The sequence below is a fragment of the Streptococcus cristatus genome (assembly GCF_019685515.1).
GTDB lineage: Bacteria > Bacillota > Bacilli > Lactobacillales > Streptococcaceae > Streptococcus.
Genome location: NZ_JABFFN010000001.1, coordinates 1273082 through 1287937 on the forward strand (window position 1 = coordinate 1273082; position 14856 = coordinate 1287937).

Below are 14856 nucleotides of genomic sequence, written 5' to 3' on the forward strand. Positions count from 1 at the left end.
CTAATGAAAAAGGAGTTTACGACTTCTTGCTATTTTAAAGTTAAACCTTATAAGATCTATCTTAAATCAAATCTTTTGACAGATATAAAACAAGGTCACCGATATCTTCACAAGTAGCATCCATAGTTGGTCTGTGATTTCGATACCAAACGCCCGAACCATCTGGAATATAACCTCGTTTGATGTACAATCTCTGGGCAGGCCCATACCCTGAATGGAGCCCAACACCAAGGGTCACCTTATCCGATATGAGCTTAACTCGTTTTTCCGCTTCTTCCATCAAGAGATTTCCAATACCTTGATTTTGAAAGGGCTCAAAGACATTGAAATCTGAAAGTTCTGGACCCATTCCAGCAAAGGGGCCCTGCTTCGCATCGGGTAAAATAGTAATGTAGCCCGCTACAGCACTAGTAAGGTCAGCAATTAACACTTCCCTCTCTCCACTTTCCTGCTCCTTGAAGTATCGAATTAAAATCTCCTCTCTACCTGGCCAACCTTGATTGATAAAACCTTGGGATAGTTCTTTAACATCAGATGTTTGCATTTTTCTAATCAGACACGTTGTTTCCATAAGGTACTCCTTAAAAGCCTTCTCTCACTATTATAGCACGATAATAGTGATAAAAAGGAAAAGAAAGATCTAGCAAACTAAAAATAGAATCCTACTAGGCCCCAAAATATCTACTTTTGATTGTTTACTGTAAGGGACTTAATTCGCTTTCTTGTTTTCGAGCTCATGAAAAGAGCTCCACTGGACCCAACTCGCTCTCTCATTTCCATGCTAGTAAAAAAAAGACCCTTACGGGTCTTTTCTTTAATCTTCGTTTACGAAAGGCATCAAAGCCATTACGCGAGCGCGTTTGATAGCTGTTGTTACTTTACGTTGGTTTTTAGCTGAAGTTCCTGTTACACGACGAGGAAGGATTTTCCCACGTTCTGAAATGAAACGGCTAAGAAGCTCAGTATCTTTGTAATCAACATATTCAATTTTGTTTGCTGCGATGTAATCAACTTTTTTACGGCGTTTGAATCCGCCACGACGTTGTTGAGCCATGTTTTTTCTCCTTTATAGTATTAATTGTCCATTAGAATGGTAAATCATCATCTGAAATGTCCAATGGATTTGTTGCTCCAAATGGATTTTCAGAACGTGAAAAGTCTGGTACTGGGTTTGCAGGTGCTGATTGACCAGCAGTTGGTGCAGAATAAGCGCCACCTGAATGTCCTTCACGCACTCCGCGGCTTTCCAACATTTGGAAATTATCCGCCACGACTTCTGTTACGTAAACACGTTGTCCTTGCTGGTTATCGTAACTACGAGTCTGGATACGGCCTGTGATCCCGATAAGAGAGCCTTTTTTAGCCCAATTAGCAAGATTTTCAGCCTGTTGGCGCCACATAACGACATTGATGAAATCAGCCTCACGTTCACCATTTTGACTCTTAAATGTACGGTTTACTGCAAGAGTAAAAGTCGCAACTGCTACATTTGATGAGGTATAACGCAACTCAGCGTCACGCGTCATACGCCCTACAAGTACAACATTGTTAATCATAATCTACCTTCTTACGCGTCAAGTTTGACGATCATGTGACGAAGAATGTCAGCGTTGATTTTTGAAAGACGGTCAAACTCTTTAAGAGCTACGTCGTCGTTTGCTTCAACGTTAACGATGTGGTAAAGTCCTTCACGGAAATCTTGGATTTCGTATGCAAGACGACGTTTTTCCCAGTCTTTTGATTCAACAACAGTTGCACCGTTGTCAGTCAAGATAGAGTCAAAACGTGCTACCAAAGCGTTTTTCGCTTCTTCTTCAATATTTGGACGAATGATATAAAGAATTTCGTATTTAGCCATTGATATGTTCCTCCTTTTGGTCTAATGACCCCCAGTCTTTGCAAGGGGTAAGTGAGGTTCGCTCACAATAAACCATTATACTAGAAAAACTGATAGATAGCAAGTAAAAAAGATAAAAGTGAAAAAATAACTTTATTACTTAGAAATAACATCCTCTTCCAGTTTCAAAGCTCTGGCCATCTCTTTCAAAATGAAGAATAGTGAAAAGCCGACTATTACTAAAAAGAATCCTAAGTAAATAAAGGCTTCTACAAAACCTAGAGCATCAATCAGCCACCCCGTCAGAGGAAAAATAACAATCATACTCAGGCTGAACATCATAGAGTAGACACTTAGCATGGTTGCCCGTACCTCACTTGGGAGTCGCTTTTGTAAATCATTATCAAAAATCGGCTGAAAGAGAGCATATAAGGCGTTACTGATCCAATAAACCAAAATATAAATCAGCGGCGTTCCGAAGTAGGAAAGCAAATAAGTTCCTCCCGTCAAGAGTACAAGAATTGGAAAGAGCTTTAAGGCTGAATACTTCTTTCCAATCTTACTTGCTAGATAAACTGCCCAGATATTCAAAACACTGCCCATCAACATGACCATCGAAATCTGCCACCCTTCTAAGTCAGGAAGTTGATTTTGATAGTAAAAATAAAACATGCACATCAGTGTCCCGATGATTTGGGAAAGAATCATCCAACTAAAAAGACTGGGATTTCTCCGCAACTCCTCTTTGACAGTCCAGATTATTTTTTTCATTGTCAGACGCTCAGATTTTTGCGCTTTAACACTAGGCTCTTTTAGCATCCAAGTTAGGAAAAGAACGATTATAGAAGTAGCAATCATGATATAGTAGGTCAAGTGCAATTGACCATGGACAAAAAATCCCGCTAAAACGGTCCCCAAAGACCGAGTTCCTTCTGCGACCCCTGACATAAAACTGGAGATAGATAAGTAGCGCTCTTTTAATCCAGCCTCCACGGCCGAATCATAAACCATGGCTGCACTCGTCCCCGAATCAAAATTATAAGACAAGGCACTCACCACCATAGCGAGTGCGTAAATCCAAAAATTACCTTGTCCTAGTAACATGAGAATAGACGACGCAATTCCAGCTATTCGACTTAAATATAGATTGGTTCTATAGGAATAGCGGTCAGCTAACATTCCAGAGGGAACTTCACAGATGACACTGGTGGCATGAAAAATACTTTCCAATAAGCCAATCTGCCAAAGCGACATCCCATTTTGACTGAGAAATAGAATCCAAAAGCTGGTAATGCCCAGAAAGGCAAAAAATTCTACACCAGCCATGAGACCGATATTCTTCCGGTAATTTCGTTTAAACATATTTTCTCCTTTAACAAGTGTATTTGTATCTTTGTGTTTGTCACTTGTTAAGCTGTGCTTTACATGATCTCCACCTCTTCTTTCTTCTACTTTGAAAAAACGCCCTAAGGGCGTTTTGATTTATTTTATGGTTTGATACGATGCAACATACGTGGGAATGGAATGGCTTCACGGATGTGTTTTGTTCCTGCTGCGAAGGTTACCATACGCTCGATACCGATACCAAATCCACCGTGTGGAACTGTACCGTATTTACGAAGGTCAAGGTAGAATTCATACTCTGTACGATCCATACCAAGTTCTTCCATCTTAGCGACAAGGGCATCATAGTCTTCCTCACGCATAGATCCACCGATGATTTCTCCATAGCCTTCTGGAGCAAGCAAGTCTGCACAAAGCACGCGCTCTGGATTTCCAGGAACGGGTTTCATGTAGAAGGCCTTGATAGCTGCTGGGTAGTTCATGACAAAGGTTGGTACACCAAAGTGGTTTGAAATCCAGGTTTCATGTGGTGAACCAAAGTCATCTCCATGCTCCAAATGCTCATAGTCAGCATCTTCATCATTCTCATGCTCTTGCAAGAGGTCAATGGCTTGATCGTAAGTGATGCGTTTGAATGGCTCTGCAATGTAGCGTTTCAAAAGATCTGTATCACGTTCCAAAGTTTCCAAGGCTTGGGGAGCACGGTCAAGTACACCTTGAAGAAGGGCTTTTACGTAAGCTTCTTGCAAGTCAAGTGATTCATCGTGTGTCAGGTAGGAGTACTCAGCATCCATCATCCAGAACTCAGTCAAGTGACGGCGCGTTTTTGATTTTTCAGCACGGAATACTGGACCAAAGTCAAAGACACGACCAAGAGCCATAGCTCCTGCTTCTAGGTAAAGCTGACCTGATTGGCTCAAGTAGGCTGGTGTTCCAAAGTAGTCTGTTTCAAAGAGTTCTGTTGAATCTTCTGCTGCATTTCCTGAAAGAATTGGGCTATCAAATTTCATGAAGCCGTTCTTGTCGAAAAACTCATAAGTCGCATAGATGATAGCGTTACGGATTTGCATAACCGCTACTTGCTTACGAGAGCGGAGCCACAAGTGACGGTTGTCCATCAAGAAGTCTGTTCCGTGTTCTTTTGGTGTGATTGGGTAGTCTTGAGATTCACCAATCACTTCGATGTCTGTAATATCCAACTCATAGCCAAACTTAGAACGTTCATCTTCTTTGACAATCCCTGTCACATAAACAGACGTTTCTTGGCTTAGGCGTTTAATCGTATCAAACTTCTCTAGCCCCACTTCCTCACCGAACTTTTCAATAAAGTTTGGTTTAAATGCTACACCTTGGAAGAAGGCTGTTCCATCACGCAATTGCAAGAAGGCAATTTTCCCTTTTCCAGATTTGTTGGCAACCCAGGCTCCGATGGTCACTTCTTGACCAACGTAGTCTTTTACATCGATAATCGTTACACGTTTTGTCATAATCTATCTTCCTTTTTTCGTTTAACTTGTCCGAAGACGTCATTACCCACTATTTTACCATAAATGGACTGCGATAGCTAGGTTCTACTAGAGAAAAATCGCGAGATTTTCGTTACAAAAAATCTTCGCTAAAAAGGCGAAGATTCTAAGTTTTATTTTTCCATAAACTGGTGCAAACGACGAATAGCTTCTTTTAATGTGTCCAAGTCTGTGGCATAGCTGAGACGAACATTTTCTGGTGCTCCAAATCCAGCTCCTGTAATCAAGGCAAGATCGACTTCTTCAAGGATAGCTGTTGTAAAGTCCGTCACATCGGTATAGCCCTTCATTTCCATCGCTTTTTTAACATTTGGGAAGAGATAGAAGGCACCTTGGGGCTTGACAACTTCGAATCCTGGCACTTGGCACAAGAGTGGATAAATGGTATTCAAACGTTCTTCAAAGGCTTGACGCATGGTTTCAACAGAGTCTTGCGGTCCAGTCAGCGCCTCAATCGTTGCATATTGCGATACGGCAGTCAGATTGGAAGTTGTTTGTCCTGTTAGTTTGCTCATAGCAGCGATAATTTCAGGATTTCCCACAGCATAACCTACCCGCCAACCAGTCATGGCATAGGCCTTAGATACACCGTTAATCACGATGGTTTGCTTGCGAATGGATTCTGACAGACTAGAGATTGGAACAAATTCGTTCCCGTTATAAACCAGACGACCATAAATATCATCTGCTAGGATAAGGACATCATGTTCAACAGCCCAATTTCCGATAGCCAAGAGTTCCTCACGAGAGTAAATCATACCGGTCGGATTCGATGGTGAATTGAGAACCAAGACCTTGGTCTTATCTGTTCGGGCTGCTTCTAGCTGCTCTACTGTTACTTTAAAGTGATTGTCTTCCTTGGCCTGGACAAAGACTGGCACACCTTCTGCCATCTTGACCTGATCTCCATAGCTGACCCAGTATGGTGTAGGAATGATGACCTCATCACCTGGATTGACCACAGCCATAAAGAAGGTGTAGAGAGAGAACTTGGCACCAGTGGCAAAGGTAACCTCGTTAGCCGCTACGGAATACCCATAGTAGCGTTCAAAATAGGTATTAACCGCCGCTTTTAAATCTGGTAGACCTGAAGCAACTGTGTAAAAGGAGGCACGTCCATCTCGAATCGCTTCCACCGCCGCATCCTGAATATTTTCAGGAGTATGAAAATCAGGCTGTCCCAAGGTTAGGAAAAGAACATCCTTTCCTTGAGCTTTTAATACCTTGGCTCTTGCATCACTAGCTAGAGTAACGCTTTCTTCCATTTCTAGTACACGTTTGGATAGTTTCATATGCCCTCCTTATTGGATCACTGCTCCTGTTTCAAAATCCACCAGATAGTAGTGGTTTCCTGATTTAACTTCCCAAATCGGCTTGTCCTGATAGCGACCAAAGGTGACTTTGTCAATGTCGCTAGCTCCTTTTTCCCTCGAAATCGTCGCTGCCTTGTCTTGAGAAATCCCCTTATCAAGCTGATAAACATAAATCTTGTGGTCATTCTTTTCAATCAGTACGGCAATGGCCTCTTGCTTTTTATTATGCCCCAGAACGCTGTAATAAGCTTCCGAACCATTAAAAAAATCAACCTGATCTGCCTTTTCCAATTCTGCATACTGCTTGGCCAGTTTTTCTCCCTCAACCCTAGCATCTTGATAAGGTTTCATGCTGAGCGATATCAGGTAAAGAAAGGAAGTAGTCATGACTAGCAATACCAGAGCAATGCCAATTCCGTATTGTATAAGTAGCTTGTTTTTTGCTTTTTTCTGTCTTAGTTTCACTCGTCTATTTTACCATCTCTCCTCCTTTATTACAAGTGAAGACAGGAACATTCTAAGATTCTTTTCCTATAAAATATAAGTTCTTGTTTTTCTCTCTCATTATTGATAAAATAACCTTATGAAACAATATTTGAAAGAGAAAATTTCCGATAATCAACTAGACTTAAAAACAGCTATCGTCCTCAATAAAGCCATACGAACTTTTAAACCATATGAAGCCAAGGCTGCCAAAGAACACGGGCTAACACCCACCCAATTTTCAGTTTTGGAAACCCTCTATATCAAGGGAGAACTGCGTATTCAGGATTTGATTGAAAAAATGCTAGCCACTTCTGGAAACATGACTGTTGTTATTCGAAACATGGTTCGAGATGGGTGGATTTCTAGAACTTGTGATCCCAAGGATCGCCGTTCCTTTTTCCTGAAATTAACACCTGCAGGCCACAGAAAAATCGAAGAGGTTCTTCCTGACCATATCGATTCTATCGTAGAAGCACTCGGCATCTTGGAAGATGGTGAAAAGGAAGACTTAATCCGCATTTTAAAAAAATTTAAAAATTTGTGAGCAAAATTATTGCTAATTAGTATCATTTGTTGTAACATAGATGGTAACAAAAGAGTTCACTCTTTGAATTTTAAACTAAAGGAGACACATCATGTCTAAAAAAGTACTATTTATCGTCGGTTCACTACGCCAAGGTTCTTTCAACCACCAAATGGCCCTCGAAGCTGAAAAAGCACTTGCTGGAAAAGCGGAAGTTAGCTATCTTGATTACTCAGCTATTCCTCTCTTCAGCCAAGATTTGGAAGTTCCAACTCATCCAGCTGTAGCTGCTGCTCGTGAAGCAGTCCTTGCTGCGGATGCTATCTGGATCTTCTCTCCAGTCTACAACTTCTCTATCCCTGGAACAGTAAAAAACTTGCTTGACTGGCTCTCTCGTGCCCTTGACTTGTCTGATACACGTAGTGCTTCTGCCCTCCAAGACAAGTTTGTTACTGTCTCATCTGTAGCCAATGCCGGTCACGATCAACTCTTTGCTATTTACAAAGACCTCTTGCCATTTATCCGTACACAAGTCGTTGGTGACTTTACAGCTGCTCGTGTCAATGACTCTGCTTGGGCAGACGGAAAATTGGTGTTAGAAGAATCAACTGCTTCATCACTTGCAAAACAAGCGGACGACCTTTTTGTAGCCATCAACTAATCCAGCAAAAACCAGCTCGAATGAGCTGGTTTTATGCTTGTTTCACAAAGACGAGTTCTAAATCACTTGATAAATCAGGTCGGTAGTCAAAACCTGCAAAACTGAGCTGGCGAGCTTGTTCAACTGTTTGGACTTGCCCCTCTATCAAGGTGGTCAAAAAAGCACCACGGGTTTTTTTTGAAATGGTTGAGTGGATTTTCAGCTGACCTGCCTTGTCCTCCATAAATTTGAAGGTCACCATCTTTTCTCTGATTTCCTTCGAAAATACGGTTTCAAACTCTGATGATAGGAGTGAAAATATCAAGTCCTCATCCTGTAGGGCATCATCATAGGCTGACTTCCAATGACTCTTTAAAGTCTTTCCAGCTACTTTTAACTTCATCAAGAAGTCCAAACGGTGAGGAGCCATGGGAGATAGGACTGGAACAACGCCATACAAAGCCGAGGTAATCAGGACACGATCTTCAAGATAGGTTTGTTCAGCCTCGGTTAACCCATCTCGTTTGATGTGGCGATACATGAGACCGTCAAAGAGTTTCAAGGCTGGATAATTCTTAGCCCTCTGATCTTTTAGAGCTTGAATATGAGCGTACTCTTCTTCTGCTTTCTCGGCAGATACCTTATAAAAGGTCTCTAATTCACTAGCTGAGTAATGTGCCAGTGAGTCAAGGACTGCCTGACTTTCTTCCCTCAAAGGGAGCGCTTCGATACAAGGAAGGTCTGTGTTCATTTCTTTTGCTGTTGGGATTAAAATTTTCATATTGTTAGTGTAGCATATTTTTCAATCACGACCAAGAATTTCATCTTAAAAACCTCGGTTCATACCGAGGTTTCTTTTACTTGACTTTAAATGTCTTGAGATAATTATCCTTTCCAACTTGACCTTCGAAAGATTGGCCATTTTCAAGGTAAGGAAGGTCGTCTGACACGGAAGCCTTGACCTTATAAATCTTGCCGTCAACTTTAAAGAAATAGACGGTGTCACCCTTGATAACAGCTGATTTAAGGTCTGAGACGATACCTTTAATGTTTTCTACCGTTTCATTATCCAGCTCAAGGTCATTTTTATTGGCATATTTGTTAAGGAGTTCATCTACTGTAGCTGCTACGATGACGTTTTGGTACTCCACGGCATCGACCAATGCATACTCCTTGACCAAGCCTGCATTGTCCTTCAAGCCCATGATATAGAGCGGTTTGTCATTGAGATTGACAAGAATAGGGAAGGTAGCCTTGTAGGCCTTCTCTTGCACTGCTCCTTCTGCGGAAGCACGGGCTGATTCTTCGGTTGCTGAAGCTAGATTGTACTTGGTGATTTCACCAGTGCGCATATTTTCAAGGATAAATCCTAAATTACTTTCGTCAGCATTTGCTGAAGTCACCCCCGTGTAGAGATAAATGTCATTTCCAATAGAAAGATAGTTATAGCCCTCTGTCGTTTGGGTAACATTTTTCTTAGAAATCAAGGCATTCCAGAAGCCGTCTTTATACTTGCCGTTGTAGTTGATTTGTTCGATGGTTTCTTCGGCAGGATAGACACGGTCTACCCATTCCGGCACCTCATCCAAGCTGTATTCCTTGGTTTCTCCATTGGTAGCGTCTAAGATAATAACAGATGAAGGACGAGGAACTCCTAGACCAAACTGCTTTTGATAAACGGTTGCTACATAGAAAGGATTGCCTTCATCATCCACCTCAAAGGATGGTGTTTTAAAAATTTTGGTTGGATACTTTATTCGAAGATGGCGTTTGACGTCTCGGTTAAAATACTCGGAGTCTGAATACTTCATCGGTGTTTTTAAATCCACCAATTCCGCATTTCCTGTCACCATATCAACCTTGATATACTCGCCAATCCCCTTGGACTGATTATTGAACCATTTAATCGGATCAGCATACTCCAAAGGTGTCACCCGATAGGGTTTTCCATCAACCGTCAGCTGAGTATAGGTATCTGCTGCTACGTACTGGGAGACCTTATCCGTCAGAGAGCCCAGGTAACGGTCACCAATCTTTTCTGCAGTGCTCCGATCTAGGATTGGAACCTTACTGGTATCACTCTTAGGAAAATCTTTAAAGTCTTTTTCTGTGATGGACACCACATTAGCATAATTTTTTGCTTGGAAAAAGCTAGAAGTTACTAGGCTTACCAGACCAGCAAGGGCAAAGATAAGGCCTGCAGCCAGCAATAATCCTCCACCTAATTTATTAAAATGAAGCCCTTCTAGATTGAGTTCGTTGGCAACCTTGCCATGACGTACATGAACCGTCTTGAGAAGATTGATATTCCTTCGAAAACTAAACAAAATCCCCATCACCACCAGATGCCCACAGAGAAAGAAGATGAATTCCCAGCTAGTAAGATTGAAGGGTGGTAAAAAGATATACCAGGTCGTTGCGATAAAAACAAGTTCAAAGAGTATACGTTTCATCTGAGTTCCTCCTAAATAATTCGTCCTTCCAAATGATCCAGTTCATGTTGGCAGATCTGCGCTGGAAAACCTGTCAGTGTAATGGTCTGTTCCTGCCACTTGCTATCGCGATAGGAAACCGTAATCGTTTCATACCGAGTCGTTGGCCGTACCCCAGTCAAAGATAAACAACCTTCCTCTGTCTCGTAAGGTCCTTTATAGGAAAGGAGAATGGGGTTAAACATGACCATGGGAACTAGGCCAAGATTAAAGATAATCACGCGCTTCTGCACACCAATCATATTGGCTGCCAGGCCGACACAGGTCTCACGATTAGCCAGCAGGGTATCCTGCAAATCCTTAGCCAAATAAAGGTCCTCCTGACCTGCAGTTTTCGAAACTTGCGACAGGAATAAGATATCTCGGACAATTTTCTTTTCCATTTCTTTCGCTCCTTGCCATTTTACTTTATTATAGCATAAAAGTGGATAACTCCTAACTATTCTCCTCAAATGCAAAAAAAGCCATCCGAAGATGACTTTCTTTTTAAATCGCGTTCTTATCAAAACCAAGCTTGCGTTGAACAAACTTAACGATTTCTACGATAAGTATCATTGAGAAGCTTCCAGCCAGAACAATGGCCCATTGTGATAAGTCTAGTTTGGTTACGTGGAAGATGCTTTCTAATGGGTCGATGACAATAGTTGATGCTAGTAAAATAAATGAAACCAAGATTGACCAGTTGAAAGTTTTAGATTTAAATGGACCAACAGTCAAAATAGACTGGTAAACAGATTTTACATTGTAGGCATGGAAGAGCTGGATCAAACCAAGTGTTGCAAAGGCCATAGTAAGAGCATCAGCGTGGATAGCTTGATTGTCACCCACATGAACTGGGTAAAGAAGGGCAAGACCATAAACAGACAGAACAAGGGCGCCTTGAAGGAGACCTTGATAGATAATGGAACTCATGACCCCACCTGAGAAGAAGCTTGACTTGCGTCCACGTGGTTTGTGGGTCATAACACCTGGCTCAGCTGGCTCAACACCGAGAGCGATAGCTGGGAAGGTATCGGTTACCAAGTTGATCCACAAGAGATGAACTGGCTGTAGGACATCCCAACCAAACAAGGTTGACAGGAAGATGGTTAATACTTCAGCCGTATTGGCAGAAAGAAGGTACTGAATAGTCTTTTGAATATTTGAGAAGACCTTACGTCCTTCCTCAACTGCGACAATGATGGTCGCAAAGTTATCATCCGCAAGAATCATGTCAGATGCCCCCTTAGAAACCTCTGTACCAGTGATTCCCATACCGATACCGATATCAGCTGTTTTCAGAGCTGGCGCATCATTAACACCATCACCTGTCATGGCAACGACCTTACCTTGATTTTGCCAAGCCTTCACGATACGAACCTTGTGTTCTGGAGATACACGCGCATAAACAGAGTATTGACCAACGACTTTTTCAAATTCTTCATCAGAAAGTTCGTTAAGTTCCGCACCAGTCAAGACATGGTCTTCTGAGTCATTTTCATCGATGATTCCCAAACGTTTGGCAATTGCTTCTGCTGTGTCTTGGTGGTCACCCGTAATCATGATTGGACGGATTCCCGCTTCTTTAGCCACACGAACGGCTTCTGCTGCTTCGGCACGTTCAGGGTCAATCATCCCAATCAAACCAGTAAAGATCAAGTTGTTTTCAAGCTCTTCAGAAATGAGGTTTTCTGGAATGCTGTCTACAATCTTATAAGCACCTGCAAGGACACGCAAGGCTTGGTGAGCCATGTCAGAGTTGTTTGTATGGATTAATTCAGTGACTTTCTCATCGATCGGAGCAACATCTCCAGCCTTGTCACGAGCAACACAACGTTTCAAAAGTTGATCTGGAGCCCCTTTGACTGCTACGAGGAAACGACCATCTGGCAATGGGTGAACCGTTGACATGAGTTTACGATCTGAGTCAAACGGCAATTCAGCTACACGAGGATATTTCTCTAAGAACTCTTTAACATCATAGCCCTTGTCCAAGGCATACTGGATGAAGGCTGTTTCGGTTGGGTCACCAATCAGGTTTCCCTCAGCATCAATCTTGGTATCATTAGCCAATACAACTGAACGAAGTAGTGGCATGTCCAAGCCAAGTTCAATGTCATCAGCAGAATCATGTAGGACTGCATCGTAGAAGACTTTTTCGATTGTCATCTTGTTCATAGTAAGTGTACCAGTCTTATCAGAAGCGATGATCTCAGTCGAACCAAGCGTTTCAACTGCTGGCAACTTACGAACGATAGAGTTTCGTTTTGCCAAAACTTGAGTACCAAGGGCAAGAACGATAGTCACGATAGCAGGAAGTCCTTCTGGGATGGCTGCAACAGCAAGCGCAACAGAGGTCATCAACTCACCAAGTGGATCTTTGCCTTGGATGAAGACTCCAACTACAAAAGTAACAAGGGCAATAACCAAAATTGCATAGGTTAAGACCTTAGAAAGGTTGTTCAAGTTTTGTTTAAGAGGTGTATCCGTCTCATCAGCATCTTGGAGCATGCCAGCGATATGACCCACTTCAGTATACATACCTGTATTGACAACAACACCAAGACCACGACCATAAGTCACGTTTGAGTTTTGGAAGGCCATATTGACACGGTCACCAATACCAGCATCTGCAGCAAGCTCGACTGTCAAGTCTTTTTCAACTGGAACAGATTCACCTGTCAAAGCCGCTTCTTCGATTTTAAGAGAGTTGGCTTCTAGCAAACGTAGGTCTGCTGGTACTACATCGCCAGCTTCAAGGGCAACGATATCTCCTGGCACCAATTCTTTGGAATCAATCTCTGCCATGTGCCCATCACGAATAACGCGAGCAGCTGGACTGGACATAGACTTGAGGGCCTCGATGGCTTCTTCTGCTTTTCCTTCTTGGTAAACACCAAAGGCAGCATTGATGATAACCACGGCTAGGATAATGATGGCATCTGCAATATCTTCCCCACCAGAAGTTATGACTGATAAGATAGCTGCAGCAATTAGGATGATAATCATCAAATCCTTAAATTGCTCAATAAACTTGACTAGGAGAGATTTTTTCTCACCCTCTTCCAGTTCATTGCGTCCATATTCAGCTAGGCGTTTCTGTGCTTCGCTTGACGAAAGACCTTGCTCAGTTGCTTCAACTGACTTCAATACCTCTTCAGGACTTTGAGTATAAAACGCTTGGCGTTTTTGTTCTTTTGACATGTGTCTCCTCCTTGACATTGTGTGCAAAACAAGTTCTCTTTTTGTTTTATGACAAACAAAAAGAGACTTGTTAATCATAACAAGTCTCGCTGTTTAAGATAGGGCCGGAAAGCATACTTTGCAGTATACAATTCGGAATGACGACACTATCACAGGTTTCTGCCAGCTACTCCCTTGAGTAGTACTATTATACCAAATTTTGAAAAGTTTTCAATCATTAAAATTCGATGAAGGAGGACTAAATTTGAATTTTCCCGCAAAAACCAGTATAATGAAAGAATATTACTTATACTGAAAAGGAAGTTTGATGAAACAATCAATCTCAAATCTCAAGTTAGCTGAGCGTGGTGCCATTGTCAGTATCTCGACCTACTTATTCTTGTCTGCGGCAAAATTAGCAACTGGTCATCTACTTCATTCATCCAGTTTGGTAGCGGATGGTTTCAACAACGTATCCGATATTATCGGAAATGTTGCTCTTCTGATTGGCATTCGGATGGCTCGCCAGCCTGCAGACCGTGACCACCGCTTTGGACACTGGAAGATTGAAGATTTAGCTAGTTTGATCACTTCCATCATCATGTTCTACGTTGGCTTTGATGTGCTTCGGGATACCATTCAGAAAATCCTCAGTCGGGAACAAACGATTATCGATCCTCTGGGAGCATTTCTAGGAATCATTTCTGCGGCGGTTATGTTTGTCGTTTATCTCTATAACACACGCCTCAGTAAGAAATCCAAATCCAAAGCTCTAAAGGCAGCAGCTAAAGATAATCTTTCCGATGCAGTCACCTCACTTGGTACTTCCATTGCTATCCTAGCCAGCAGTTTTAATTATCCGATTGTGGATAAATTAGTCGCTATCATCATCACTTTCTTTATCTTAAAGACAGCCTATGATATCTTTATCGAATCTTCCTTCAGTCTTTCAGATGGTTTTGATGATCGGCTACTAGAAGACTACCAAAAGGCCATCATGGAGATTCCAAAGATTAGTAAGGTCAAGTCCCAAAGAGGGCGTACCTACGGTAGCAACATCTACCTTGATATCACCTTAGAAATGAATCCCGACTTATCTGTCTATGAAAGTCACGAAATTGCAGATCAGGTCGAGTCTATGCTAGAAGAGCGTTTTGGAGTCTTTGATACCGATGTCCATATTGAGCCAGCTCCCATACCTGAAGACGAGATTTTAGACAATGTCTATAAAAAACTGCTCATGCGCGAGCAATTGATTGATCAGGGAAATCAACTGGAAGAACTCTTGGCTGAGGACTTTATCTATATCCGTCAAGATGGAGAACAGATGGATAAAGAGGCTTATAAGTCTGAAAAAGAACTTAAAGCTGCGATTAAGGACATTCAGATTACCTCCATTAGTCAGAAAACCAAGCTCATATGCTATGAGATGGACGGAATCATCCATACCAGCATCTGGCGTCGCCACGAAACTTGGCAAAATATCTTTCATCAAGAGACTAAAAAAGAAGAATAGAAAACTCCTGTCGTAAT

Annotated in this window: 15 protein-coding genes; 3 read left to right on the top strand and 12 right to left on the bottom strand. The window is 42.0% G+C overall.

Translation table 11 applies throughout. The features are described from left to right. Window positions 1-61: 61 nt before the first annotated feature. From FOA33_RS06095 to FOA33_RS06130, 8 genes are all read right to left on the bottom strand, one after another. Window positions 62-571: a GNAT family N-acetyltransferase gene (locus FOA33_RS06095; RefSeq protein WP_221160992.1), complete on the bottom strand. Its 510-nt coding sequence runs from the start codon at window positions 569-571 to the stop codon at window positions 62-64. Window positions 572-814: 243 nt separating this feature from the next. Next, window positions 815-1054, bottom strand: a complete 240-nt coding sequence (gene rpsR / locus FOA33_RS06100) for a 30S ribosomal protein S18 (RefSeq protein ID WP_003080521.1) — start codon at window positions 1052-1054, stop codon at window positions 815-817. 31 nt (window positions 1055-1085) lie between these two features. After that, the gene (locus FOA33_RS06105; RefSeq protein ID WP_000609613.1) at window positions 1086-1556 is read right to left on the bottom strand and encodes a single-stranded DNA-binding protein; all 471 of its coding nucleotides are present in this window, start codon (window positions 1554-1556) and stop codon (window positions 1086-1088) included. A gap of 11 nt (window positions 1557-1567) precedes the next feature. Beyond that, window positions 1568-1858 carry a 30S ribosomal protein S6 gene (rpsF, locus tag FOA33_RS06110; protein WP_001151775.1) on the bottom strand — a complete coding sequence of 97 codons (291 nt, stop codon included), beginning with the start codon at window positions 1856-1858 and terminating at the stop codon, window positions 1568-1570. A gap of 135 nt (window positions 1859-1993) precedes the next feature. Then, complete coding sequence (locus FOA33_RS06115; RefSeq protein ID WP_221160993.1) at window positions 1994-3199, bottom strand: MFS transporter; 1206 nt, start codon at window positions 3197-3199, stop codon at window positions 1994-1996. Window positions 3200-3324: 125 nt separating this feature from the next. Beyond that, complete coding sequence (gene asnS, locus FOA33_RS06120; protein WP_000167130.1) at window positions 3325-4668, bottom strand: asparagine--tRNA ligase; 1344 nt, start codon at window positions 4666-4668, stop codon at window positions 3325-3327. A 152-nt stretch (window positions 4669-4820) separates the two neighbouring features. Further along, window positions 4821-5999 (bottom strand): pyridoxal phosphate-dependent aminotransferase, encoded by a 1179-nt coding sequence (locus tag FOA33_RS06125; RefSeq protein ID WP_221160994.1) that lies wholly within the window; start codon window positions 5997-5999, stop codon window positions 4821-4823. 9 nt (window positions 6000-6008) lie between these two features. Continuing rightward, window positions 6009-6485, bottom strand: coding sequence for a cell wall elongation regulator TseB-like domain-containing protein (locus tag FOA33_RS06130; protein ID WP_221160995.1), 477 nt, complete (start codon window positions 6483-6485; stop codon window positions 6009-6011). Between the two features lie 118 nt (window positions 6486-6603). On the opposite strand from FOA33_RS06130, the gene FOA33_RS06135 reads away from it, so the two are divergent. Continuing rightward, on the top strand, window positions 6604-7050 hold the full coding sequence (locus FOA33_RS06135; RefSeq protein ID WP_221160996.1) for a MarR family winged helix-turn-helix transcriptional regulator: 447 nt from the start codon (window positions 6604-6606) through the stop codon (window positions 7048-7050). A 91-nt stretch (window positions 7051-7141) separates the two neighbouring features. Then, window positions 7142-7690, top strand: a complete 549-nt coding sequence (locus FOA33_RS06140) for an NADPH-dependent FMN reductase (RefSeq protein WP_221160997.1) — start codon at window positions 7142-7144, stop codon at window positions 7688-7690. Between the two features lie 31 nt (window positions 7691-7721). On the opposite strand, the gene yaaA is transcribed toward FOA33_RS06140, so the two are convergent. The 4 genes from yaaA to FOA33_RS06160 all read right to left on the bottom strand — a co-directional run bounded on the left by yaaA (window position 7722) and on the right by FOA33_RS06160 (window position 13344). After that, window positions 7722-8450, bottom strand: coding sequence for a peroxide stress protein YaaA (gene yaaA / locus FOA33_RS06145; RefSeq protein WP_221160998.1), 729 nt, complete (start codon window positions 8448-8450; stop codon window positions 7722-7724). 76 nt (window positions 8451-8526) lie between these two features. Next, complete coding sequence (locus FOA33_RS06150; protein ID WP_221160999.1) at window positions 8527-10122, bottom strand: hypothetical protein; 1596 nt, start codon at window positions 10120-10122, stop codon at window positions 8527-8529. Window positions 10123-10133: 11 nt separating this feature from the next. Next, window positions 10134-10544: a peptide deformylase gene (locus tag FOA33_RS06155; protein ID WP_221161000.1), complete on the bottom strand. Its 411-nt coding sequence runs from the start codon at window positions 10542-10544 to the stop codon at window positions 10134-10136. 103 nt (window positions 10545-10647) lie between these two features. Then, on the bottom strand, window positions 10648-13344 hold the full coding sequence (locus FOA33_RS06160) for a cation-translocating P-type ATPase (RefSeq protein WP_221161001.1): 2697 nt from the start codon (window positions 13342-13344) through the stop codon (window positions 10648-10650). A gap of 307 nt (window positions 13345-13651) precedes the next feature. Between FOA33_RS06160 and mntE the strand changes: the two genes are divergently transcribed. Next, window positions 13652-14839 (top strand): CDF family manganese efflux transporter MntE, encoded by a 1188-nt coding sequence (gene mntE / locus FOA33_RS06165; protein WP_221161002.1) that lies wholly within the window; start codon window positions 13652-13654, stop codon window positions 14837-14839. Window positions 14840-14856 lie beyond the last annotated feature (17 nt).